15 protein-coding genes and 1 pseudogene are annotated in these 25612 nt (G+C 49.9%); 9 read left to right on the top strand and 7 right to left on the bottom strand.

Annotated elements, in window-relative coordinates; translation table 11 throughout:
* Position 1: 1 nt before the first annotated feature.
* Positions 2 to 1051: an acyltransferase family protein gene (locus ACMGDE_RS03900; RefSeq protein WP_436831447.1), complete on the bottom strand. Its 1050-nt coding sequence runs from the start codon at positions 1049 to 1051 to the stop codon at positions 2 to 4.
* 10 nt (positions 1052 to 1061) lie between these two features.
* Positions 1062 to 1661, bottom strand: a complete 600-nt coding sequence (locus tag ACMGDE_RS03905; protein ID WP_436831448.1) for an ankyrin repeat domain-containing protein — start codon at positions 1659 to 1661, stop codon at positions 1062 to 1064.
* 199 nt (positions 1662 to 1860) lie between these two features.
* Here ACMGDE_RS03905 and ACMGDE_RS03910 point away from each other — a divergent pair, with 199 nt between their 5' ends.
* On the top strand, positions 1861 to 3942 hold the full coding sequence (locus ACMGDE_RS03910; RefSeq protein ID WP_436831449.1) for a helix-turn-helix domain-containing protein: 2082 nt from the start codon (positions 1861 to 1863) through the stop codon (positions 3940 to 3942).
* A 34-nt stretch (positions 3943 to 3976) separates the two neighbouring features.
* Here ACMGDE_RS03910 and ACMGDE_RS03915 read toward each other — a convergent pair whose 3' ends face one another.
* Positions 3977 to 5161, bottom strand: a complete 1185-nt coding sequence (locus ACMGDE_RS03915) for an ATP-binding protein (protein WP_436831450.1) — start codon at positions 5159 to 5161, stop codon at positions 3977 to 3979.
* A 588-nt stretch (positions 5162 to 5749) separates the two neighbouring features.
* Between ACMGDE_RS03915 and ACMGDE_RS03920 the strand changes: the two genes are divergently transcribed.
* The 4 genes from ACMGDE_RS03920 (at position 5750) to ACMGDE_RS03935 (ending at position 15862) form a co-directional block, all read left to right on the top strand.
* Positions 5750 to 8161 (top strand): ABC transporter permease, encoded by a 2412-nt coding sequence (locus tag ACMGDE_RS03920; protein WP_436831451.1) that lies wholly within the window; start codon positions 5750 to 5752, stop codon positions 8159 to 8161.
* Positions 8162 to 8184: 23 nt separating this feature from the next.
* The gene (locus tag ACMGDE_RS03925) at positions 8185 to 10518 is read left to right on the top strand and encodes an ABC transporter permease (RefSeq protein ID WP_436831452.1); all 2334 of its coding nucleotides are present in this window, start codon (positions 8185 to 8187) and stop codon (positions 10516 to 10518) included.
* A gap of 306 nt (positions 10519 to 10824) precedes the next feature.
* Entirely contained in the window at positions 10825 to 13251 is a 2427-nt protein-coding gene (locus tag ACMGDE_RS03930) for an ABC transporter permease (protein ID WP_436831453.1), read from the top strand.
* 175 nt (positions 13252 to 13426) lie between these two features.
* Positions 13427 to 15862 carry an FtsX-like permease family protein gene (locus tag ACMGDE_RS03935; protein WP_436831454.1) on the top strand — a complete coding sequence of 812 codons (2436 nt, stop codon included), beginning with the start codon at positions 13427 to 13429 and terminating at the stop codon, positions 15860 to 15862.
* A 29-nt stretch (positions 15863 to 15891) separates the two neighbouring features.
* Here the strand turns inward: ACMGDE_RS03935 and ACMGDE_RS03940 are convergent, their stop codons facing one another.
* From ACMGDE_RS03940 to ACMGDE_RS03950, 3 genes and pseudogenes are all read right to left on the bottom strand, one after another.
* Positions 15892 to 16227, bottom strand: coding sequence for a HepT-like ribonuclease domain-containing protein (locus tag ACMGDE_RS03940; RefSeq protein ID WP_436831455.1), 336 nt, complete (start codon positions 16225 to 16227; stop codon positions 15892 to 15894).
* Complete coding sequence (locus tag ACMGDE_RS03945) at positions 16220 to 16513, bottom strand: nucleotidyltransferase family protein (RefSeq protein ID WP_436831456.1); 294 nt, start codon at positions 16511 to 16513, stop codon at positions 16220 to 16222. Before ACMGDE_RS03945 ends, ACMGDE_RS03940 begins: the two co-directional genes overlap by 8 nt.
* 293 nt (positions 16514 to 16806) lie before the next feature.
* Positions 16807 to 16947 (bottom strand): annotated as a pseudogene (locus ACMGDE_RS03950) (PhnA domain-containing protein); the annotation flags it as partial.
* A 122-nt stretch (positions 16948 to 17069) separates the two neighbouring features.
* Between ACMGDE_RS03950 and ACMGDE_RS03955 the strand changes: the two are divergent.
* The 4 genes from ACMGDE_RS03955 (at position 17070) to ACMGDE_RS03970 (ending at position 24709) form a co-directional block, all read left to right on the top strand.
* The gene (locus ACMGDE_RS03955) at positions 17070 to 17891 is read left to right on the top strand and encodes an SGNH/GDSL hydrolase family protein (protein ID WP_436831457.1); all 822 of its coding nucleotides are present in this window, start codon (positions 17070 to 17072) and stop codon (positions 17889 to 17891) included.
* A 176-nt stretch (positions 17892 to 18067) separates the two neighbouring features.
* Positions 18068 to 20476, top strand: a complete 2409-nt coding sequence (locus ACMGDE_RS03960) for an ABC transporter permease (protein WP_436831458.1) — start codon at positions 18068 to 18070, stop codon at positions 20474 to 20476.
* 119 nt (positions 20477 to 20595) lie between these two features.
* On the top strand, positions 20596 to 23082 hold the full coding sequence (locus ACMGDE_RS03965; protein WP_436831459.1) for an ABC transporter permease: 2487 nt from the start codon (positions 20596 to 20598) through the stop codon (positions 23080 to 23082).
* Positions 23083 to 23218: 136 nt separating this feature from the next.
* Complete coding sequence (locus ACMGDE_RS03970; protein WP_436831460.1) at positions 23219 to 24709, top strand: PAS domain-containing sensor histidine kinase; 1491 nt, start codon at positions 23219 to 23221, stop codon at positions 24707 to 24709.
* Here the strand turns inward: ACMGDE_RS03970 and ACMGDE_RS03975 are convergent.
* Complete coding sequence (locus ACMGDE_RS03975; protein WP_436831461.1) at positions 24690 to 25601, bottom strand: HEPN domain-containing protein; 912 nt, start codon at positions 25599 to 25601, stop codon at positions 24690 to 24692. The two genes, ACMGDE_RS03970 and ACMGDE_RS03975, sit on opposite strands and share 20 nt — an antisense overlap.
* Positions 25602 to 25612 lie beyond the last annotated feature (11 nt).

Here is a 25612-nt window from a genome sequence, read left to right on the forward strand (position 1 = left end):
GCTACCGCCTCAAGCCAAACAAAAGCCTGAGGACATTTACTCGGCGGATGACCAGTTCATATACCGCGAAACTTCCGACCCCTGTAAATAACAACAGCAACGTAAACTGCAAGGGGGCTCCTATATCCAATGGGAAGATGAGCAGGCTGCCCAAGTACAGGAATATCATATGGACAATATAGATCGGATAGGCCGCCCCGCTCAGGTAGCGCAGGGTTTGGCTGGGACGGTTGAGGTACTTGTGGGCGAGCGCAAAAACCAGCAAAATCCAGCAATTGGACTCTATGGAGCGCAGGTAATTCGGGGCTTCGGACCTAAAGTATAGGAGCCGGACGGCAAAAAGCAGGAGTGCCACTCCCAAAAACAGCCACCGCCATTTCAGCAGCATCTCCCAAAATGAGCGACCGGCGAGCACGAAGCAAAACCCAAAGAAAAAGGCTAGCAGCCCGAGCAAAAATCCATGCCCCGTCATCGCGTACAGTTCGAAGGGCTTCGGATCCATGAGCACGGCTTCGGCAACGAACGCGCCGAAGACCGGCACCAAACCCAGCGGATGGTTAAGTGCTTTTTTCAGCCACGTAACGATTCGCCCCATTTCATGGCGCTTCAGATAAAAGCAAACCGGTGATAGCACGACGACATAAACCATGATGTTGCCCAAAAACCAGAGGTGGCCGGGACTGGGCGAATAACTTCGATCAAATTGATAGTAATGTTGCCAAAGGTATACATGGATGGGAACAATGAAGACTGCCCCGAAAAGAAAGGGAAGTAGAATCCTGCTGGCTCGTTCACGCAGCAGTTGCCGCCAATTCCTGCGTTGAATAGCGAAATAAACCCCCATGCCCGATACATAAAACAAGAGGGGTATGCGCCACACATTGAGCAAGGTCATGGGAAGCCATAAGGCCACCCAAGGCTTGTCTGTGGTAATAAATCCAATCATAACACCCCAGGGCTGAAAGCCGATTGCCACGTGATAAACCAAGAGCAGACCGATCGCAATCACTCTGATCCAATCGATATCATACCTCCGAATCGTTGTTTCCATCCTGTATACCCTATTTTAACATGGCCGCAATTTCCGGCCGGACCTTTTCGAGTTGAGCATGGTCAAGCTTTAGTCCCATGGGTGCCAGCATTTTGCCAAGCATATCATAGGTGTTTTTCACCTCATTGAAAGGTGCCGACACGGAATCATAGGCGGTAGCCCCATACTTATTCTTGATCGTTTTGTCGGCACCTTTATCCAGCAATATCCTGACGATTTCGGGGCGGCCGAAAAAAGCAGCGCTGATAAGCGGTGTAGACCCTTCGTTATTCCGGAAATTCAAGTCAGCTCCAGCTGCTATCAATAGCTCAGCCATCACCGCTTTGTCGAAGATGACAGCCGTTATTAATGGACTCGAACCGCCAAACGCGTCTTTCTCGTTGAGATCGGTCCCGGCGGCGATATGCTGCTTGAGTGCCGCTACGTTTTCGGTGATCACGGCCGTGTGGATATCGACTGCCGGAGGTTCAACGTCACCTGTTGCGCTTGACGATGCGCCATCTTGTTGTGCAGAACCATTCCCGCCGGAGCAGGCGACTGTCAGCATAAGGGTAGCCAAAAACGTCATCCCAAGAACTGCTTTCGGCAAATTGATTGTTGGTGTTTTCATCATGTTATTCCATTAATTTTATTGGCGTATTTTCAATACGGTAAAGGTCGGCCAATGCCCTGGCGTGGGCTAAACAGTTTTGCGGATAAAAGCATTAAGTTTGAAGTAGGCAATATAAATTATGACGAATAGGCATAAACTATGATGCAAAGCCCGGTGCAAAGGGTATCTTTGTTTCAAAGAAAAGCAGGGCTACGCTATGCCGGATTTGCATTCTGACACCAACGGCTTTATCAGCCAAGTCACGGCTATTATCGAGGATAATCTATCTGACGAACAGTTTGGTGTGTCCGAACTGGCCAACGAACTGCACATGAGCCGGTCAAATCTGCTGCGGAAGGTGAGGTCCCTGAGTAATCTCTCGGTTAGCCAGCTGATCAGGCAAGTACGCTTAGCGCGCGGCATGGACCTGCTGAAAACTGCTCCACTGACCGTCTCCGAAATAGCTTACCAAGTAGGGTTTGGCAGCACTTCCTATTTTATCAAATGCTTCCGGGAGCATTACGGGTATCCGCCGGGAGAAGTACACAAAAGAATCCCAGCAGCAGCCACCCTCCCCGTCAATGAAAATCGTGAATCTACACCGTTGGCGCACCCCCGCCCTAGACGGCGCTTGATCGTTGTAGGGGCACTAACCGCGCTTACCCTGCTGGCTATTGGTTTGCTGGGTTATTATTTCTGGCGGCGGCCGCCATCAACCCCACTTGAAAAATCAATAGCCGTATTGCCGTTTAAAAACGAAAGCAATGATTCGACCAACCTATATGTGATCAACGGGTTGATGGAGTCGACACTCAACAACCTCCAAAAAATAAAAGACCTCAAGGTCGTCAGCCGGACATCCGCAGAAAAGTACCGCAACGTTGCGAAATCCATTCCGGAAATGGCTAAAGAACTGAATGTCCACTATTTTGTGGAAGGAAGCGGTCAAAAAATCGGTGACCAGCTTTTGCTGAACATCCAACTCATCGAGGGACCTAGCGACAGACACCTCTGGTCCAAGCAATACCGCCGTCACACAACTGATATTTTTCTGCTACAGGAGGAAATCGCGAAAGACATCACGAAAGAGATCCAAGCCATTGTCACGCAAGACGAACGAAGGCGCATAGAAAAGAAACCCACGGAAAATCTGGTCGCTTATGATTTGTTTTTACAGGGCGTGGAGTTGCTGCAACAAGGGGGCAGCGACAACCTGAAAAACGCCATCGGATATTTCAAGCAAGCCATCGGGTACGATGAAAAATTTGCACTCGCCTATGCCTGCAGCGCGATAGCCTGCTATTACCTGGATATTTTCATGGCCGATCAGCAATATACGGCCGAAATCGCTGACTTTGCAGACAAGGCGGTATTCCACGACCCCACACTCCCGGAAAGCCTGATTGCCAAAGCGCTGTTCTATGCGCATAAAAAAGAATACAAGGCGGCCATTCCTTATTTTGAGAAGGCATTGGAATACAATCCCAACTCCATCCTGGCCATCAATTTCCTTTCGGATTTTTACAACAACTTCACCCCCAATACGGCCAAATACCTGGAATATGCGCTATGGGGACTCCGATTGGATGCCGCCGCACGCGATTCTGCGGCAGCAAGCCTTAATTACTTGCACCTGAGCAATGCGTTTATCCAAACCGGATTCGTTGATGAAGCGCTTGCTTACATCGATAAGTCGTTGGATTACAATCCTACTAATTCTTTTGCCATATGGGTCAAAGCGGCGGTTCTTTTTGCCAGAGACAAAAACACCCTAGCCGGTAGGCAGGTGCTATTGAAGGAACTGGAGCGAGATCCTAACCAGCTGCACATCTTGCAAGAACTCGCAAAAGCCTATCATTACACGGGTGATGATGAACGTGCTTACCAATATTATAAGCGGTTTATCGAAATCAGGGAACGCCAACAACTGGATATTTTTGGAAACGTCGATTTAACCATCGCCATCATATTGGCCAATAAGGGTTTCAGGGAAGAAGCGGATAAGTTTGCCGCCGATTTCAAGGCTTTTTCCGATAACGATCAGTCGATCTATAAACATATGCACCTGGCGCTGTATTACCTGTATCAGCGGAATGCCCAAAAAGCAATTGAACACCTGCAGTTGTTTTCGGAAGAAGATAATTACCAATACTGGATTCTGTTATTGCCCGAAGACCCCATCGTCGACCCCATCAGGGGTCTCCCAGCGTTTAAGCGCGTCATGCATGCCATCGAGACCAAGTTTTGGGATCAGCACAACGAGATTAAAGCATCTCTGGAAGAGAAGGGGCTGCTTTAGGCGTTTGACCAATGTACACGTATACGGTAAGCCCCTAAAAAAGTGATTTTGGATTTATTTTGAGGAACTCCTGCCAGGGAATGCCCCCATTTCCCACCAATAATATTCGACCGGGATTGATTTGCTTGCTGAATTGGGTCATACTAATTTTTGGTTGGTTGCTGCCACTCTTCACTTCAATGCCAATGACTTTGCCGCGGTGCTCTAATACGAAATCGACCTCCAGTCCGCCTTCTCGCCAATAATAAGTATTGAACCCGTCGGCGTAAGCGGCATTAATCAGGTGTGCGCCGACGGCAGATTCGACCATCCTCCCCCACAGCTCGGGTTGGTGGCGTACTTCCTGAAAATACTCGGCACGCTGTGCACTGATCAGTGCCGTATTATGCACCTGAAATTTCGGACTAGACGAACGCTTCCGTAAGGCTTTCCGGTCAAATTTTTCGATTCCGCTGAGCAGTCCGGCAGTATTCAACAGTTGAAGGTAGTGTGCCAGCGTGGTGGTATTGCCGGCATCCAACAATTGCCCCATGATCTTGGTGTAAGCAAGGATTTGTCCGGAATAGATACAACCGAGCTCAAAAAGCCGCTTCATCAACGCGGGCTTGTCTACCCGGGTAAGCATCAGGATATCCTTCGATATACTCGTTTCGATCAACGATTCAGCTACATACCGTTTCCAGCGATCCTCATCGGCCACCAGAGATGCCGAGCCAGGATAGGCGCCAAACCAAACGTATTGATCGATATCCCAACCGAAAGCCTGTTGCATTTCATCAAAAGACCAATGCCCCATATACGTGGTTTCAAAACGCCCGGCCAGCGATTCGGTAAGCCCCTGTTGCAACAATAGGCGGGAAGATCCCAATAGGATGACTTTCAAATTGATTTGCTTGCGCGTATCGGTATCCCAAAGCAGTTTTACCGTTTCGCTCCAGTTATTAATTTTTTGTATTTCATCAATAATCAATAGAAACTCATTTGCCTGCCTTTGTTCCATCAGCGTACGGGCAGTATCCCATTGCTGAATGAGCCACCCGCTATCTGAAGCCGCCACCGCATCAGCCGAAACAAACAAATGACGCATATCCATTTTTTTCGTCAACTGCGTAATTAAGGTGGTTTTCCCTACCTGCCGAGGTCCCATCAATACTTGTATAAACTTTCTAGGCTCTTTTATCCGGACTGTAAGGCCTTCTAGATAAGGGCGTTCAAACATGATTTGGAATTTACTCAATGTGTTGAGTAAAATTACTCAATGTATTGAGTAAAAGCAAGCTTTACTTGATAAAAATCGCTTATTTGTCCGTTTTTGAACAATAAAGTGTTCGATATCGAACACATATTGGGATCCCAAAGCCATATCATTTTGATTTACAGCCAATTATACTTTTGGCGCAATAACTGTCGGCACCATTATGAACGGTGACAACCGGAGCCGACAATTAATAGCGATGATGGCTGCAAGGATTTGCCTATTGCATTTCGCTGAACGGGTGGGTGTTTCTGCTTGCGGGGGTGGTTGTGTTGGCCGCAGCTGCCCTGACGATGGGGATTCATACACTCAAGGCTGCCAACGCAAATCCCGCGGATAGTTTGAGGGATGAATGAGGTTTTAGCCTATTGCTCTTCGTCTGGATCCGGTGCGCTCCGCTGCCGTATCCTAGGCCGTGTTCGCAACAGGCTAAAACAGCGGAGGTAGGATAGGAAGAAGGGATAACGATTTAATGGAACAAGGATAGTAGGAGCAAGGATAGGCGTGTCTAGTGTCTAAAGTCTAGTGTCTGTTGTCTAAAGTCTAAAAAAAATGATAACGAACCACCTCAAAACCGCCTGGCGTACACTATTGCGCCAACGTAAAACGACTCTAATCAATCTATCAGGGCTTGCCATCGGCATGACGGCGGCCTTTTTCGTGTTCCTTTGGGTGAAAAATGAATATGCTTACAACGGCTATCATCAAGATGCGGAACGCATATACCGCCTGAAGACCTATCTGACGATTGATCAAAACAACACTTGGGTGTGGGAAAATTCGCCTTATTTGCTAGGCGAGGAGGCCAAAAAACAATTGCCCGAGTTGGAGGCACTGACCCGGATACGCGCGATGAGGTTTGATACGCCGACCATTGCCGTTGATGGGCAACGGCTGAAGGAGAAAGCGGCGGCGCAGGTGGATGAGCAGTGGTTTGGGATGTTCGATTACGATTTTGTGGAAGGAAGTGCTAAGGCCTTCAACAGCCATCTACACAGTGTCATCCTCACCGAATCAAATGCGCGCCGGTATTTCGGGAAAGGGTCGGCCGTGGGTAAGACCCTGCGTATCGACTCGATCGACCACCAGGTGCAGGGTGTGATCAAAGACTTCCCGACCAACTCCAATTTCCGGTACCACATGTACCTTCCCATCGCCGCCAGGCTGTCCGACCCAAATGCCAGCCGGACCGACCTCGGTTGGGGAAACTTCGGTTACCGGACATTTGTCAAGATCGCAGCCACAGCAAACCCAGTCAGCGTTGCCGGAAAACTGCACGGTATCCTGGCATCCCACCGCGACAAAAAGAAAGATGATGTCCAGATCGGGCTCATCGGGCTCATGGACATGCATTTCGAAGATGATCTCCAATCCTCCTCTTTCCAGCACGGCAACCTGAAAACCACTAAAGTGTTTATGATACTTGGTGGTATACTGCTTGCAATCGCCTGTATCAATTATGTGAATCTCACTACCGCCCGCGCGTCATTGCGCGCAAAAGAAGTGGGCATCAAGAAAATCGTAGGTGCGGGCAGGATCGACCTGTTTAAACAGTTCATTGTGGAGGCAATGGTGACCAGTTGCCTAGCCCTGTGCTGCACCCTCCTGTTATCGTGGATTTGTCTGCCTTTCTTCAACCAGCTGGTGGATAATCATTTTGTTCTCTCGCTCACCGATCGTACGCTTTGGCAATTACTGGGTGGTACGTTGCTCGTCAGCACACTGCTAACAGGTATCTACCCCGCCCTACTCTTATCATCATTCCGGCCCGTGACCGTTTTCCGGGGGGAAAACATTTTGGGGATGCAGGATTCGGCACTGCGCAAATCGTTGGTCGTGGTTCAGTTTGTCATTTCCATCGTACTGATGATCGGCACCATCGTCATTTACCGGCAGATGCAATACATCCAAACCCAACATGCCAGCTATGATCATTCGCAGGTGATGACATTGAACGTTCCCTGGCAATATTGGGCGGCTGATTTCCGAGCAGGACGCACCGACATCCGCGATGTGTTGCGGCAAAAGCTGTCTGCCGAGAGCAGCGTGGAGCGTATATCGGTGATGAATGGCGGATCAGTTGTCAACATGGACGATAACGCTTCGGGCGGGTTTGACTGGGATGGGCGTGCAGCAGACTTCGACCCGCCCATCGTACCATTCGATGTCGACACCAACTTTATGGCTTTGGCCAACCTGCAACTGGTGGAAGGGCGGTGGTTTACCCCACATAGCCAAGCAGACGAACGCAATGTAGTGCTCAACGAGACAGCAGTGCGTGAGCTCGGCATCCGGCAACCCATCATTGGGCAGCGTTTTGTAAACCGCAGCGATACCGGGGTGATTATCGGCGTGGTACAGGATTTTGTATATAAAAGCATGCACGAACCCATCGGGGCAGCGGTGCTGAGTAACGATCCCGGATCCTCCTCTACCTTTTTGGTCAAGACGGCTGCGGGAAGGCATACCGAAGCCCACGAAGCTGCAGCGCGCATCTGGAAGGAATTAATGCCAGATACTCCTTTTGAATACCAGTTTGCTGATGAAGAATTTGACGCATTGTATCGCGCCGACCGCAAGACGGCTTCGCTCATTCTGGTGTTTTCCGCCTTGGCCATTTTCATCGCTTGCCTGGGCCTGTACGGTTTAGCCGCCTTCAGCACCGAACGGCGGCATAAGGAAATCGGCATCCGCAAGGTATTGGGTGCTACGGTATCCGGCATGGTGGGGTTGCTTTCCAAAGATTTCGTGAAGCTGGTACTGGTTGCTGTAGTAATCGCCTCCCCCATCGCGTGGTGGATCATGAATAAGTGGCTGGCCGATTTTGCCTACCGCATCGATATCCAATGGTGGATGTTTGCCGGGGCGGGATTAGTAGCAGTGGTGATTGCATTGGCTACGGTGAGCTGGCAAGCGGTACGGGCAGCGGTGGCCAATCCTGTCGACTCATTGAGGGATGAGTAGTGTTGATTCTAAAACAAAACAACATGATCACACACACGTTAAAAACTGCCATCAGGCATCTGTGGAGAAACAGGATGTTCAGCCTGATCAATCTCTTGGGACTTATCGTCGGACTGGTATCATCTTTCTGTATCGCCAGCTACCTCTACCACGAAAGCACGTACGACACAATGCATCCGGATGGGACAAATACCTACCGAATGGTTGCTTCCTCAAGCTGGGCCGGCAACAATGATAAAACGCTCTCCGCAAACACCTTTCTTCCCATAACCCGTTTTATCGAGAATAGCGTGCCCGAAATAGCGGAAATCGCCCGCGTCAAACCCATCGGGACGGCTACATTACGTATAGGTAACGAGGTGTTTACCGAAAAAGCATTCATGTGGGCTGACGCTTCTTTGCTGAACTTGCTCGACATCCATTTTTTGCAGGGTATGCCTGACCAAGCTTTGGCGGCACCGAATTCCGCCATCATTACCCAACAGAAGGCGTCCCTGCTTTTCGGAACCACCAATGCCATGGGCAGGGTCGTTACCGTCGATGACCAGGACCTGACGGTGACGGGCATTATCGCCGAGATGCCTTCCAATACCCATCTGAAGAAACAACTTATCGGCTCGTTGAATACGTTTAAAAATCTGGATGACCCTTGGGCCCACCAAGGTTATATCTATTTGAATCTAACCGATCAGGCAGACGCTTCAAACGTGTCGAAAAAAATAAATGCGGCTATGGCCGGCAATGTCTCTTGGGTATCAGAACCACCGACCTACCAACTCCAGCCCATCCGGGATATCCACCTGCATTCGAGCAACATCGTTGCTTCACCTGATGCCGTGAATATCAATTACCTGTATATTTTCGGAATCATCGGAGCCATCTTGGTATTTTCCACATCCTTCAACTACATTAGCCTTTCCATCGCTGACTTTACAGCACGCGCGAAAGACTTTGGCGTAAAGAAAATACTGGGATCAGATAAGCGGCACCTGATGTTCCAACCACTGATGGAATGCCTGCTCTTATGCGGAATGGCGGCGTTGACCGCTGTGCTCATCACGCTATCGCTACTTCCTGTTGTCAGTAACCTGTTGGGTAGTGAAATAGATGGTGCGTTTTTCTTGAGTTTACCTAATTTAATCGTCCTCCTTTCTGTATTGCTCCTTCTCTCGGTCGTATCGGCAGTCTATCCAGTCCTACTGGTCATCCGCTCACACCTGGTAAATACACTCCGCAAAGCCCACCCGGCCAGCGGTGCAGGGTTTGCCATCCGTCGCCCACTGATGGTGGTGCAATTTGCCATCGCGATGGTGCTGGTCATGTCGGTCATCATTATTCAACAGCAGATGGGTTACTTGAGTTCGGAGCGGCTCGGATTTCATAAGGAACAGGTGCTGGTGTTGAAAACACCGCGCTTCAGTACGATTAATGCTCCCGTGATGAAACAGCAACTGGAGCAATTGGCGGGTGTCGAAAGCACAAGTATCGGCTTGGGAACACCTTTCGGGAGCGGTATTTCTCATTGGGTGGAAGAAAAGGATGGATTATCCTACAACCTAAGTGAATTCTTTGCGGATACCGATTATATTCAAACATTGGGCATGGAACTACTTGCAGGCCGGGATTTATTACCGGAGGATTCCAATAAGGTCATTGTAAACGAGGCCATGGTGCGAACGATGGGCTGGGACGAGCCGATAGGGCAAAAAGCCAGTCTCTTTGGTGAAGAAAAGGAAGTACTAGCGGTCGTACGCGATTTCCAGCTGAATAATATTCACGCGGCTATACATCCCGCGGTAATCGGGCTGGGTAACCAGTATACCAATAATATCCTGGTCCGCCTCAAAACGGATGATCTTGCCCAAAACTTATTGTCAATTGAAAATGCATGGAAGGAGGCTGAACCGGAACACCCCTTGGAATATGCATTTCTCGATGACGAATTCGACCAACTCTTCCTCGCGGAAATCCAGTTCCAACGGCTGAGCAGGGTCTTCTCGTTTATCGCCATCCTGATCGCCTGCTTGGGCCTCTATGGCGCCATCGTGCACGCCGCACAGCAACGGGTAAAAGAAATCGGCATCCGGAAGGTGCTTGGTGCCACAGTTGCGGGTATTGTGGCGTTACTATCCAAGGATTTTTTAAAACTGGTGCTCATTGCGGTGGTCATCGCTTCGCCCATTGCGTGGTGGGCAATGAACAAATGGTTGGAGGATTTTGCGTACCGCATCAATATCCAATGGTGGATGTTTGCCACAGCCGGGTTGGTGGCGGTAGTCATTGCATTAGCTACAGTGAGCTGGCAGGCGATACGGGCGGCAGTGGCCAATCCGGTAGATAGTTTGCGGGATGAGTGATAGGTAACCTATCGGTTAGTAACCATCAGGTTACATAAAATATGCTCTTTCTGAGGAACTCGTTGAAATTCGTAATGGCCAATCTTATTTCCTTGATCCTGTGTATGAGCTGTGGTTCAGGCAATTTGTGTGGCTCTAACGATTGTCCGCTTCTGAACAATGGGTGTCCGATATCGAACACTTTAAGCCACGACTAACCCACTACGCTACTGGCTATCAAAACATTATCACTTTGGCGCAATAACTGTTTGTATTTTTGTCTTTCCGTGCCTGCTAAAGGGCAAGGAATAAAAATGCAGTTCCATCATGCTAAAGAACCACCTCAAAACCGCCTGGCGCACGATGGTCAAGGACAAGACCTACGCCACCATCAACATCCTTGGCCTCACCATCGGGCTTGCGGCCTGCATGCTGGTCTTCACCGTGGTCATCGATGAACTGTCGTATGATAAGTTCTGGAGCCGAGCAGATGACCTGTACAAGGTGAACACTTTAGATCCAGTCTATGGCAAATGGGCACATTCTCCCTCAGGTTTGGGCCCTGTTTTGGCCGAACAGTTTCCTGAAATGGAAAACTTCACGAATATGAATGTTGCCGAGTTGCGGCTAAAAATCGATAACGCTAACGATGATGGTGTCTCGATGCGCGTGATACAAGCCGATACGACCGCGCGTGAGATGCTGGACTTCCAGGTGGTTTCCGGTCAACTCAGTCCTTATGTTGCCGGACAACTAAACTTGGCAATCACTGAAAGTTTCCGGGACACCTATTTCAAAGGCGAAGACCCGGTTGGCAAAACGGTCTACGACGTGCCAACATGGCAAAAGGAACCGCAGGTGTATACCATCACGGCGGTGATTAAGGATTTGCCTGAGAACACCCATTTGCGGGCACAAGGTGTCGTCCTCAATCGCCCCGAAAAACACACCCTGTATCCAACCGGGGATGGCTCGTTTAGTAACATGTATTTCCTTCTTAAACCCGGCACGGATGGACAAGCGTTTAGCGAAAAAGTAAATGCGTGGTATGCGGACTTTTTGGAAGAGGGCGTTAAAGTTCCTGCTTTTGAGTTCCAACCCATACGGAACGTGTATCTTCATTCGGATTTCGATGGGCAGTTAACGGTAAAAAGCAGCCATCGCAGCGTGTATATTTTTGGTGCGGTCGGCTTACTGCTGATGCTCATCGCGTGCATCAATTTTATCAACCTCAGCACGGCACGGGCAATGAAACGCCTCAAGGAAACGGGCGTACGCAAAATCCTCGGCGCCCAGCGCGGACAATTGGTTTCCCAATTTTTAACCGAGTCACTGCTGTTCTTCTTCGCCGGTACCGTACTGGCATTGGGGCTCTACACCCTTACGCTACCCGTTGTAGAGCGCTTTATGGGCCACGGGCTTACGCATTCGATATTGGCAAACGCCCGTTTATTCGCGGTGGCACTTGCCGCAATTTTTATGATTAGCCTGGTTACGGGCGCCTATCCGGCATGGTTGCTTTCGGGATTCAAACCGTCCAACACCCTTCGCGGAAAGCTTTTCCACGCCGGAGCACTAAGCGCAGGGTCGCTTCGGAAAGCGCTTGTGGTTGTCCAATTCGCGATCGCCGTCGGCATGGTGGTCGCTTTACTTGTTGTCCGTCAGCAAGTCGACTATCTTGCCGAAAAGGATATCGGTTATGAAAAAGAAAACCTTTTGCACATTGGTCGGCGGAATTGGGATGAAAAAGGCGAAGTGTTTAAAACCGAATTAAAAAAGCTACCCGGTATCGAATCAGTAAGTTTAGCGGGATGGGATCTTTCAGGGGCCGGGCAAGGCTCGTTTATGAATAAGACCGAAGACCCGGTAAACGAAGGACGGGAAATTCAGGTAAACTTTATTATCGCCGATTTTGATTTCGTTAACACCTTGGGATTTGAGTTGGTGCGTGGCAGACAGTTGGACAGGGGGTTTGGTACGGATATTTACAACATGCAGGCACGTTGGGGCATGGAAAAGGAAGAATTGGAAGCCTATGCCAATTCCCGCTCGTCGCTCATCACCGAATCGACCGCAAAGCGGCTCCGCATCGAGGATACAGGGATTCCTATCCCTAAATTAGGCTACCCGGCCGTAGGCATCATCAAAGATTTTCATCGGGCGTCGCTTCATCAAGCGCTGGATCCAACATTTATATTAGCGGAAGAAAACCCGAATTATGCCTATATGTTCATCCGCACCACACCCGGTATGGAGCAGCGAGCCCAGCAATCGCTCGTGAAGCTGTGGAAGAAGTTTTACCCGAACCGCTTGCTGGACGCCCAATGGGTGACGGACATTCTCGATAAGCAGTACGAGGCCGAACAGAAGCAACAGACGCTATTTTCCTTTTTCAGCGGACTGATGCTGTTTCTTTCGGCCATGGGCGTGTTTGGCCTCATCGTGCATGCCGCTCAGCAGCGTGTGAAGGAAATCGGCATTCGCAAGGTATTGGGGGCTTCGGTATCCGGCATTGTAGGATTGCTTTCCAAAGATTTTGTCAAACTGGTACTGATTGCTGTAGTAATCGCCACCCCCATCGCCTGGTGGGCGATGAACCGATGGTTGGAAGATTTTGCCTACCGCATCGAGATCCAATGGTGGATGTTTGCCCTGGCGGGCTTGGTAGCCGTGGCGATTGCATTGGCTACGGTGAGCTGGCAGGCGATACGGGCGGCAGTGGCCAATCCGGTAGATAGTTTGAGGGATGAGTGATATTTCAGCATGCTGCTCCCCGTCTGGATCCGGGGCGCTCCGCTGCCATATCCTAGGCCGGGGACGCAACATGCTAAAAACAGCGGAGGGAGTTTAAGAAGAGACGACGAGTGATGATAGAAAACCAGGATAAAGGAAAAAAGATAGGCGTGTCTAATGTCTAGTATCTAAAAAAATGATCAAGAACCACCTCAAAACCGCGTGGCGCACGATGGTCAAAGACAAGACCTACGCCACCATCAACATCCTGGGCCTCACCATCGGGCTTGCCGCCTGTATGCTGGTGGGTACCGTGGTATTGGATGATTTATCATACGACAAGTTTTGGACGCACAAGAATGAATTGTACCGCATCATTACGGTGGATACGGCGGCGGGTTTGGAAGGCAAGAACGCCTCAGCCTATACCAATTTGGGCACCGAACTCAAGAACAATTTTCCCGAAGTGGAAATGGCGGCGATGGTGAGCAGATCGAATTATCACTTCCGGAAGGCGCAGGCGGCAGACGAAACCATCTCCATGAGCGTGATACAGGCTGACACCAATGTATGGAACATGTTGGATTTTACGATATTGGAAGGGAATCCGAAGCAATACATGGCGGGCGTGGGTAACCTCATCATCACCGAACGCTTCCGCAAGACCCATTTCCCGGATGAAAATCCGATCGGGAAAACGATCTACAGCGTATCTCTTTATGACGATGAGGCCAAGCCGTTTCAGATTACGGGTATCATGGCCGATTTACCATCGAACACTTATCTCCGAGCGGACGGGTTGCAGGTCACGAAGCCTTCCAGCATGGCCCTCAACCGCGAAGGCTGGGGCTATTATGAGGAACAGCTGCTCCTGATGAAGCCCCATACGGATATGGCTGCTTTTGCTGACAAAGCCTCCCGTTGGTACAAGGCGTTTGTCACCGATGCATCGGAAACTACCAAAAAGAACATACCTGTTTATGCGTTTCAGCCAATTACCGATATTTACCTGAAATCCGACTTTGCCCACCAATCGGTGAAGGGCGATCTTAACAATATCTACATCTTTTCGGTGGTCGCTGTATTGCTATTGGTCATCGCCTGCATCAATTTCGTAAACCTGAGTACTGCCCGTGCTGTGCGAAGATTTCGTGAAACAGGAGTACGTCGTGTATTGGGAGCCACCAAAGGGCAGCTTATCCGGCAATTCCTCACCGAGGGCCTATTGTTTTTTGGGCTATCCGCCTTGCTGGCCTGCGGTCTGTACGCATTATCTTTCCGCGGATTGCAGCATTTTATCGATCGTGAGCTCACCATTGACTTACCGGGTAATATCTGGGTATTCCTATCGTTCATTATCGTCATGGGCTTCATTACCAGCGCCTATCCCGCTTGGATGTTATCGAAATTCAAGACGAGCAATGCCCTGCGAAACCGCTTCGGTACCGGTAAGTTTTCAAGCGCCTCCGCCATCCGAAAAGCATTGGTAACCGTTCAATTCGGTCTCGCGTTACTGGTAATCATCGGGATGATCACCGTTTGGCGGCAGATGCAATACATGAGCAATAAAGATTTAGGGTACCGCCCCTCCAATGTGCTGCATATTCCTGCATTTGCTACAGGAGGTAACGGGAATACCCTGAAACAAGAGCTTGCGCGGATTCCGGGCGTGGAAAAGGTGAGTTTGACGGGGTGGGTCCCTACCATGGGTACCGGAGGGATGATGATGAACCTACCTCATCCGCAACGTCCAGACGAACAAGTGCAAGTCAGCTTTATTTTCGGGGACGCCGATCTCCCTGCGCTGCTAGGGCTTCAGCTACGTGAAGGGCGCCTATTCGACCAACGCGAAGAAAACACGGGTTTCAATCGGGAGATGCGGTTTTCGGATGACAAGGAAACCCGAAGAGCATACGCCCGGCACGCCAAGATGCTGGTGCTCTCGAGCACCGCCAAACTCTTCGACGTGAAGGCACTTGATGTGTTTGAACCCAGATTGGATGCTACACCGGTGGGTATCGTGGATGATTTCCACAGCGTGTCGTTACGGGATCCCATAAAGCCGACGGTTATCGTGGCGGATGAAGACATCCGATACGCTTCGGTATTGATCAAAGTACAGGCCGGATATGAGTCGCACGCAATGCGTGGCGTGACCCCACTGTGGAAACAGTTCCACCCGGAGAAGCCGTTGAAAATGGAATGGTTGGATGACCTCGTGCATGCACAGTACAAGAAAGAAATCATGCAAGCCCGCCTATTTGCGTTTTTCAGTGCGTTGACCCTCTTCCTTGCGGCCTTGGGTGTCTTCGGACTGGTGGTGCATGCCACCGAGCAACGGGTAAAAGAGATCGGCATCCGCAAGGTATTAGGGGCATCGGTGGGCAATATTGTCCGGCTGTTTTCTCTAGATTATGTAAAGCTGGTGGGCATTGCACTGATCGTAGCCTCCCCCATTGCCTGGTGGGCGATGAACAAGTGGCTGGAGGATTTTGCCTACCGCATCGACATCGAATGGTGGATGTTTGCCTTGGCTGGAGTGGCGGCTGTAGTGATTGCGCTGGCTACCGTAAGCTGGCAGGCGATCAGGGCAGCGGTAGCCAATCCGGTCGACTCTTTGCGCGATGAGTAAATCGCGTAATGGCGAGATTCCGAAACACATCATTTTTTTAACAATCTGACTTCGGTTAATAAGTCCGGTAAACGCAATTGAATAGTGTCCCAAACAATCTCATTGTTGATACCGAAGTAATCGTGGATGATAAAATTGCGAAAATCCTTTAAAATTCGCCATTCGATATGTGAATTGACTCCTTTGAAGCTTGCAGATACCCTCGTTGCCGCTTCGCCAATGATCTCAAAATTACGTTCAACCGCATGCCTGGTTTTGGCATCTGCTTCAAAGTCTTCGAAGGTAAAGCCTCTGGTGTAATCAAGAATAGCTTCTATCGCTTGTTCGATATCAAGCAAAAGCAAAGACAAATTCCGCTCAGACATGCACCAAGTTGTTTTCTACAAAAGGTAGGTAGGATGGTTTAATGCCTTTTCTGGAAACGAGGTCTACTTTGTGATTGAAGAGATCCTCCAACTCGTGGGCAAGTCGAATATATTGGAAACCATCAATACGTGCATCAAAATCAACCAAAATGTCGATATCACTTTGGTCATTATAGTCCCCACGCGCATACGAACCAAACAAGCCAAGCTCGGAAAGGTGATACTTCCTTTTCAACTCTTGCTTCTTCGCCTTCAGCATATTCAATATCTCTGTCTTCTTGTACATTGCTACCAAAAATACAAAACACCCACTAATTATACAAGCCGCGATTTTCATTGGACTTAAATTCATTTTGAAGAAAAAATGGAAGCCGTACTGCTTGGTTCATCCCGCCGTTGGAGACAATCAGCGGTGGCGAATCCAGTAGAGTCGCTGAGGGACGAGTGACATACCTCAGGCCTCCCCGGGGTATGCCTGCGGTATGCTTAGGGTATACTCCGGGTATATCTGCGGTCTTGCACTTCGGGCAAGCTGCTCACATGGGGTAAGTTGCCTGCCCCCATCACAGGCGGGTAGACTCAGCTCTGCTTCCGCAGATACTTCGTGAGGATAACGATCAGCTGCCCTTCTACGCGGCCCTCGATCTGCTCGGGGTTATCTTCTACTAAGCGGATATTCTTGACCACCGTACCCAGCTTGGCGCTGAGCGAACTGCCTTTGCCGGCCTCGGCCTGTTCGCCCAATACCTTTGCCCACGCATACAATAAATATTGTATATAAGAAAAACAATATCATTGGAGTATTTATATTTGTTTTCTACGAATTACATTTATCATCCATTATGAAAACCACTATATTATTCATGACCATACTCTTGCTCTGCTGCTCCTTCGGGCAAAAACAGCGGACTTGGCTTGCGCTCGGCGATTCCATCACTTACCTCAACGAGCATCCCGACGAGACGAATAACCGCATCACGAAGGGCTACATGACGCTCGTTACCGAGAAACGGTCGGATATCCGGTACATCAACCAAGGGCATAATGGCTGGACGGCAGTGGGCATTGCCGAACAAATCGATAAACTGGGGTTGGAAAAGGCCGACTACTATACCGTTTTTCTGGGCACGAACGATTGGTGGGCTGGCCTCCCCTCAGGGTCGACGGCCGACTACCGCAACAATACCGGAATTGGAACGACCAGCGGGGCATTCCGCGTCATCATCGACAAACTGCGCAGCCTGAACCCTGACGCGGAAATGATCCTCATCACGCCTATGCAGCGGGCGGATTTCGTGTATATCGACGACTATAAAAACAACGCTTGGGGGTCTTATAAGCCGAACAAAAATGGGCAGACACTCGAAGCATTCGCCGATACGATCAACGCGATCGGTGTCGGAGAAGGGTTTAAGGTGGTAGACCTGTACCACCATCCCAAACTGGCCTTGCAAAAACTCGTGAAATTCAAGTGGCTTAAAGACACGGCCTCCGGTGCATACCGTAAATACAGATACCCTGCTTACACCGACGTGGCCTTCGACCCAGCGAACGATGAATACCCTTATCCCGAAGCGGCCATCGACATGACGTATGACGGACTGCACCCGTCTGATCGTGGGTACCGCGTCATCGCTAAGGAGCTAATTCGAGCGTTGGATTGATGTGTGAGCCGCTGCTTGTATATCTCAATTGTCCGTATCTGAACAGGCTACTGTTCGGAATCGAACACTTTTGAGGCAATCGATTGCCACATAACCCTATGTATCAATAGTTTGCGTATTTGGCGCAGTAGGTGCGGTATTCCTGGCGTTAACTATCAATCATTAAAGCTATGCTGATGAACTACTTCAAAATCGCCTGGCGTGCCATCGTCCGCCAAAAACAGACATCGCTCATCAACTTGCTTGGGTTATCGCTGGGGATTGCATCTGCATTGATTTTATTTGTGATCGTCCGTTATGAATGGAGTTATGATCGTTTTCAACGGAACTACGAATACGTTTATCGCATCGTGACGGAAACACCGTATGAAAATTCGGTCGACTACAACACTGGTATTCCCTACCCGGTGCCTGAGGCGCTTCAGGTGGATATGCCGCAATTAAAAGCCATCGTGCCCTTGCTGGCCACGGGTGGGCAGGTAGATGTACCGAATAGAAATCCGCAAAACGCCAGTGATAAATATGCTGAGCAGGTCATCTTTACCACGGCTGATTTCTTTACGCTCTTTGATGCGACGTGGCTTGCTGGCAGTGCGTCGGTGCTTTCCGATCCTAATAATGCGGTCCTCGATCGGGAGACGGCCACGCGCTTCTTCGGATCGTGGCAGGAGGCCATAGGGCGGTCATTCGAACTGGCCAATGCGGTACCGCTCCGGGTTGCCGCTATTGTCGAAGATGCTCCGGAGAATAGCAATTTTCCGTATCACCTGATCGCTTCCTTCCCGACATTGAAAGCCAACGCTCAGTTGTTTGACTACGATCCCATCGATTGGAATAGTGTAAGCAGCAGCTTTCAGACGTATGTATTGCTTGATTCCAAACAAGATGTAAAGGCGATTCGCCAACAACTGGATGGGCTGACCAAAAAATATTTCAAGGATCAGGGAAACTCCTCCAGAATCCTTCATTTGCAACCCCTAAGCGATATTCATTTTGACCTGCGCTATGGTACGATAAACGAACGGATGATCAACCGGGCTACGCTTACCACACTCACGCTCATCGGGATATTCATCCTGATCATGGCGGCAATCAATTTTGTGAATCTGAGTACCGCTCAGGCCATTGGCAAAAGCAAGGAAATAGGGGTACGGAAAGTGTTGGGCGGATCCCGGGGGAGCCTGATGGCGCAGTCTTTCGGGGAGACGTTTCTGCTCGTCTGCTTCGCGGTGATCGTAGCTGTCGGGATGGCGTATGCGGCGATGCCTTATATACACCACCTCTCTGATATGCCTAAAGAACTGCCGTTGCTGCAAGGCAATACGGTAATCTTCCTATGCATAACCCTGATCGTGATGACGATACTGTCGGGATTGTATCCTGCGCTTATCGTATCGAGATTTAAGCCTGTGGTGGCGCTTAAAAGCAAAATCAACACCGCCCAGCTGGGGGGCATGCCGATCAGGAAAGTGCTTGTCGTCGTGCAGTTTGCCATTGCCCAGCTACTGATGATTGGCACCTTCGTGGCGGTGCGGCAGATGGCGTTTGTGCGGGATGCAGACTTGGGATTTGATAAGGAGGCGGTCTATGTGGTACAGGTGCCTTCGGACGATAACAGGCAGCTGATGGCGACCTTCAAGCAGCAGCTGTTGCAGCTCCCGGAAATCAAATCGGTAAGCCTGGCGAGCGATGTTCCTTCGTCTGACAATAGGTGGTCGTCTAATTTTTACTATAAGGGCGAAGGGGAGCAGGAGATTGCATTTCCTACTTTTCTGAAATTTGCCGATGCGGACTATTTCGACAATTATAAGCTGACGTTTGCAGCCGGGAAGCCCTACCAGGAAAGCGATACACTAAAAGAAGCGGTGATCAATGAGACCATGGTCAAGAAACTGGGCATATCCTCGCCCGAGGAAGCCATTGGAAAGCATGTCCGCATCGGTTTCAGCGGACAGTGGATGCCGATTACAGGAGTGGTGAAGGATTTTACGCCTAATTCGTTGAAAGAGGAGGTGGGGCCGATGATCATGAGCACACTCAAAGACAGTTATTCCATAGCGGGGATAAAGCTGGCGCGTGGCGCTGGTAAAAGCACGCTGAGTGCCATCAACCAACGATTTAATGAGCGCTACCCTGAACATTATTTCCAAGCGGATTTCCTGGACGAAAGTATAGCTAAGTTTTACAAGCAAGAAGATCGCATGGCCTTGGTATACCAGTTGTTTGCCGTCCTCTCCATCATCATTTCTGGTATCGGGCTGTACGGCATGGTATCGTTCATATTGGCTCAAAAGATAAAAGAGATCGGTATCCGCAAAGTATTGGGCGCCAGCGTGACGAGTATCGTTTACCTATTTTCCAAAGAGTTTATTTACATGATTCTCATCGCATTTTGTGTAGCCGCTCCGCTGGCTTATTACGCCATGAGCAATTGGCTGGCCAATTTCGCCTACCGCATTGACCTCGGGGTCGGCTTGTTTTTGATCGTGATATTGGCCGCGTTAACCATCGCCATGCTGACCATCGGTATCAAAGCGTTTAAGGCGGCGGTAGCCAATCCGGTGGATAGTCTGAGGGACGAGTGAACGGTGATGGGCGGTCGGCGGAAAGACGAGCGATAAAAGAGCAAGGATACGAAGAATAAAGAGGTCTACGATGAATGATTAATAACCATGAAGGTCACTGACCACAGAACACTGAAAAAATGATAAAGAACTACTTCAAAACCACGCTCCGCCACCTGTGGCGCAACCGTCTTTTCACGGTGTTGAATATATTAGGGCTCGCCATCGGCATCAGCGCCTGCTGGGTCATTTATCGCATCGTGGATTACGAATTTAGCTACGATGCCCAATTGCCTAGTAGCGATCGTATCTACAAGGTCATCAGCGCGTTTAACAGGGAAGGCAAGGAATCCGCGATGGGCGGGGTGTCAGCGCCGTTGTATCAAGGTATCGAGGAAGAGATCACCGGGGTCGAACAGGTGGTACCGGTATTCATCCAGCACAATGTATTTAGTATTGAAATCAAACGGGAAAACCAACCGCCTTTCATTCAAGAGGAACCTGACCGTATCGCCGCGACCCAAGCATCCTATTTCGAAATGCTCCCTTATACGTGGCTTGCCGGCGATAAACGCACGGCGTTGGATGCTCCCGAAAGCGTGGTACTCACCGAAAGCAGGGCCAATAGTTACTTCCCTGGCTCCAAACCAGACGATATCCTCAATAGGACCATCACTTATTATGGACAGGATAAGCGGGATACGGTCATACGGACGGTTACCGGAGTCGTGGCCGATTATTACACGCCCTCAGAGTTTACTGCACAGGAGTTTTTCGTATTGCCTAAAACGGCGTACGAAGCGAATATGTGGACCAACACCAATGGCACTGACAGGCTTTATCTGCAGTTCAGTGATGGCATAGACGTAAAAGCGAAATTGCGCGAGATCAATGAACTTGACGCCCGGCATTGGAGCGCTTTTGAAGAGGAACGGAAGAGTCAGGGAAATATGAATGTGCCGAAACGGGCCAGATCATACGAATTGCTGCACATCGGGGAGGTCCATTTTGCCACACAGGTTTCGGATTATGGGGTAAGCAAGACGAGTAAGCCTGTCATGTATGGGCTGATCGGCATCGGCGTATTTTTGCTGATCCTTGCGTGCATCAACTACATCAATATGAGCGTAGCGCAGATCCCGCAACGCGGCAAGGAAATCGGCGTGCGGAAAACCCTCGGTGGGGGCAGATGGCAGCTGATCGGCCAGTTTCTCTCTGAAACGCTGCTGACAGCCCTGGCAGCTTCGGTGCTAGCCTTCGGCTTGGGTCGGCTGGCATTCCGGCTTTTGGATGACATCATCCCCGTGGGGGTCACACCGGCGGACGACGCATTTCTACTCATTGGGTTTATGCTAAGCCTTGTGCTGCTCGTCACGCTCTTGGCAGGGCTTTATCCCGGTTGGTTGATCACGCGGGTAAAAACAGTCTCCGTTTTCAAGAATTTCTTTGCGGCATCGACAGCGGCTAATGGATTCAGCCTGCAACGCGTGTTGATCGTATTCCAGTTCACCATCGCGCTGGCCTTCATTACCAGTGCCATCATCGTAGGTACCCAGCTGCGCCATACGCTCAAGGCCGACATGGGCTTCAACAAAGACGCCATCGTGCTGGCTTCGATACCCTGGAAATACGTATTCACCGAGGATACTCGCTATCAGGATAAACAGTTTACGCTGCTTCACGAGCTCCGGGAGATTCCAGGTGTCACTGATGTGGCCCTCGGTTCTGCCCCGTTATCTTCCGGTTATTCGTCCAGTCCCTTTGGATATGCGCCCGATGGGAAAGGCCCCGTAGAGATCATTGCCTACAAAAAATTCATGGACACAGCCTATCTGCAGTTATATCAAATGGAACTGCTTGCCGGCCGGAACATCCGGGCTTCGGATACGGTGAACGAATTTATCATCAATGAAACCGCAGCGAAGGCTTTTGGGTTTGTCAACCCCAACGATGCCGTCGGGCAGTTCATCGGGCAGCGCGGAAACAGCCCGCATGCCATCGCAGGTGTGGTGAAGGATTTCCATACGCAGGATTTCTACACCCCGATTACTCCTGTGGTCATGGCAACCGAAAAACCAAACCTGTCCTCGTTCAATATCAAACTGGACAGTCGCGACCCGTCCCGGTGGCAGGCGACACTAAAGGCTATAGGTGAAAAATGGGCACTGTTTTATCCTGCCGATACATACCATTATCAGTTTTACGATGAAACTCTCGAAGCGATGTACAAGCAGGAGCGGCAGATTGGCAAGCTCATCAACCTCGCCACGGTCATCACCATCCTCATCAGTTGCCTTGGTTTATTCGGCTTAGCCACGCTCACGGCATATCAGCGTACCAAGGAAATCGGTATCCGCAAGGTATTGGGAGCAACGGCAGCGGGTATTGTAGCATTGCTTTCCAAAGACTTCCTCAAATTGGTGTTGATCGCCGTGGTCATCGCCTCTCCCATCGCTTGGTGGGCGATGAATGCTTGGCTGGAAGACTTTGCCTATCGCATCGAAATCCAATGGTGGATGTTTGCCGCAGCGGGATTGGCGGCGGCGGTCGTTGCCTTACTGACGGTAAGCTGGCAGGCAATACGGGCGGCCATGGCCAACCCGGTCGACAGCCTAAGGGATGAGTGACAAGGGAGTCCGGCGCATCTTGGGATTGACTTTACAAAACGTTAACACCGGAAAAACAAATCGGTCAGCTGATTGTCTTATCTGTAAATGCACGTACAGACACCCATTTGTACGGCATGCTGAAATAATACCAGATATGAAGCAACAGTTAATCGACAACCCATTGTTCTTTTATAAAGATCACACCCCTATTCCGTCTCTCACACCGAGGTATCCGGATAAAATCGATGACCCATGGACAGCAGTAACTACCTATCGTTATGATTCACCAGCGAGCGCGTTATCTTTTGATCGGCATTGGCAGTGCACCTACGCCAATGGGCGGGTTTTCCGTGCCCTGCAAAAGAACGCCGAAGATTTGGTTGGGAGATTGGTTTGGGAGATTTTTCCCGAACTCGAAGCCACACCTTTAGGCAGCCTGTATAGGTGCTCCATGCACGATGGGATGCCCCGCATACTTGTTGATTACATCCCCGCTTTTTCGGGATGGTACCGCGTAACGATCAGGCCTACAGCGACAGGCATCGATACGGTGATACACCCGCATGTGGACCTAATGCCAGCAGAAACACCCACTTCCGCATTGGAAGAAAAATATCATAAATTGTTCAATTCGATTGATGAAGGTTTCTGCCTGATTGAAGTGATGTTTGATGCCCACCAACATCCATATGATTATCGCTTCTTGGAAACCAATGATGCGTTTAGGCGACAGACCGATATCAAAAATGCAGTGGGCCGAACCATGCGCGAGATCGCACCCTTGCACGAGGACCACTGGTTTGAGATCTATGGCAAGGTGGCGCTCACCGGCGAGCCCATCCGTTTCGAAAATCGTGCTGCGCAGCTGCGCCGATGGTATGAAGTGTATGCGTTTCGCGTGGGCCTGGCCGAACAACGGCAAGTAGCCGTATTATTCAAGGATATCACTGAGCGTAAAAAAACGGAGCATTTGAAGGATGAATTCATCAACATCGCCAGCCATGAATTGAATACCCCACTCACAGGCATCAAAGCATACGCACAACTGCTGATGCGGGAGTTGCTCCAACTGGGGGATTCAAAGAAAATAGCATTGATGAATAAATTGCGCCATCATGTAGACCGAATGGCAACCTTAATCAGTAACCTATTGGATTCGTCCACCATCACAGAAGGCGACCTGCCGCTTATTAAGGAGCATTTTGACATCAATGAGTTGGTTGCCGAACGTGTCAACGAATTTCGCCTGCTTAGTCAAGATCATCAAATCGTATTGGACACGGTGCCGATTAAGCCGATATGGGCCGATCGTCATCGCATCGGACAGGCGTTGGGCAATCTTTTATCGAATGCGATAAAATTTTCTTCCCCCGGGGGGCGAATCACGGTTAGCACTGCGACTGTGGATGCAAAACAATTGAAAATAAGTGTTGGAGACCACGGTGTAGGAATACCGACTGCTTCCTTAAACCACGTATTCGATCGCTTTTTCCGGGTCAACGATGCAAATATGCCGACCTACCCTGGCATGGGACTGGGGCTGTACATTGCTGCACAAATTATCAGGCACCACGGTGGCTCCATTACTGTGCAGAACCAACCCCAAAAGGGAGCGATGTTCTCTTTTATGTTGCCCTATACGTGATCCGTGAGGCTGCGTTTTCCATTTGCTGTGGGTGTGTGCCCGTCAGCGCTTCCATCTCCCCAATACGACGGTTGCACAATTCGCCTGCTATGCGTAATAGCGTAGACGCGCGGTAATAGAGTGCCCATGCTTCTTCTTCTTTGACCTCAAAGCCCGCTGCATACCTGCTATCGTTATAGCTGTCTTTGAGCAAATTGAAAAGCGCCTTATCCTGGGGATTGTCTTTCGGAAAAACGCGGTCAATCGCTGGCTCCACTCCACCACATAGCTTAAGCATCCACGCTAAATTGTGCGTGCATGGACGCATATACAGCATTACTTTAAGGATCGCTTTGCAGGCTTGCTCTACGGTTTGGTGTACCATAAATAATGCCATACCAAAATTGCCTTCAACGATGCAGTACACCGCGCAATCCATAAATTGACAGCTATTGGTAAACCAGCGTCGCCAGCCTTCACGTGTCTTTTGCAATAGTGTTTCATGACAAACAAACCCTTGCCGTCCGGGCAACGCTGTCTTTTGGCTGTACAATAAGGCACCATGGCGGAAGATCGTACATACGAACGCATCTCCGGAAGCCAAATGCTGCATTGCTGTGGTATGGCTCACCACTACTGCCGTATACTGATGCTCCGCATCGCCAAGGTTATTGGCTAGGTGTTGGATATCGTGTAGGCTACGCTCTTCATCATCACTGTATACCAACAAGATATCTGCTTTAAACCACCGCTTGCTTGTTCTCTGCGTAAAACAATGTGTATGCAGCGATTCGTGCCGTTGCAGGGCAAAGCAAAAAATAAAAACGGTGTCTATTTGCTTAATGATTGCTTTTGTCATGTGGCGCAACGCTGCTTGTTGCGCCACACTGAGTTCGGTGGGATCGATGTTCATAATGGCAATGG

The sequence above is a fragment of the Parapedobacter brassicae genome, assembly GCF_051400755.1.
Classification (GTDB): domain Bacteria; phylum Bacteroidota; class Bacteroidia; order Sphingobacteriales; family Sphingobacteriaceae; genus Parapedobacter.

Coding starts and splice junctions, on each gene's coding strand:
- ACMGDE_RS03900 (WP_436831447.1), bottom strand. CDS start 1,051: ATGGAAACAACGATTCGGAGGTATGATATCGATTGGATCAGAGTGATT.
- ACMGDE_RS03905 (WP_436831448.1), bottom strand. CDS start 1,661: ATGAAAACACCAACAATCAATTTGCCGAAAGCAGTTCTTGGGATGACG.
- ACMGDE_RS03910 (WP_436831449.1), top strand. CDS start 1,861: ATGCCGGATTTGCATTCTGACACCAACGGCTTTATCAGCCAAGTCACG.
- ACMGDE_RS03915 (WP_436831450.1), bottom strand. CDS start 5,161: ATGTTTGAACGCCCTTATCTAGAAGGCCTTACAGTCCGGATAAAAGAG.
- ACMGDE_RS03920 (WP_436831451.1), top strand. CDS start 5,750: ATGATAACGAACCACCTCAAAACCGCCTGGCGTACACTATTGCGCCAA.
- ACMGDE_RS03925 (WP_436831452.1), top strand. CDS start 8,185: ATGATCACACACACGTTAAAAACTGCCATCAGGCATCTGTGGAGAAAC.
- ACMGDE_RS03930 (WP_436831453.1), top strand. CDS start 10,825: ATGCTAAAGAACCACCTCAAAACCGCCTGGCGCACGATGGTCAAGGAC.
- ACMGDE_RS03935 (WP_436831454.1), top strand. CDS start 13,427: ATGATCAAGAACCACCTCAAAACCGCGTGGCGCACGATGGTCAAAGAC.
- ACMGDE_RS03940 (WP_436831455.1), bottom strand. CDS start 16,227: ATGTCTGAGCGGAATTTGTCTTTGCTTTTGCTTGATATCGAACAAGCG.
- ACMGDE_RS03945 (WP_436831456.1), bottom strand. CDS start 16,513: ATGTACAAGAAGACAGAGATATTGAATATGCTGAAGGCGAAGAAGCAA.
- ACMGDE_RS03955 (WP_436831457.1), top strand. CDS start 17,070: ATGAAAACCACTATATTATTCATGACCATACTCTTGCTCTGCTGCTCC.
- ACMGDE_RS03960 (WP_436831458.1), top strand. CDS start 18,068: ATGAACTACTTCAAAATCGCCTGGCGTGCCATCGTCCGCCAAAAACAG.
- ACMGDE_RS03965 (WP_436831459.1), top strand. CDS start 20,596: ATGATAAAGAACTACTTCAAAACCACGCTCCGCCACCTGTGGCGCAAC.
- ACMGDE_RS03970 (WP_436831460.1), top strand. CDS start 23,219: ATGAAGCAACAGTTAATCGACAACCCATTGTTCTTTTATAAAGATCAC.
- ACMGDE_RS03975 (WP_436831461.1), bottom strand. CDS start 25,601: ATGAACATCGATCCCACCGAACTCAGTGTGGCGCAACAAGCAGCGTTG.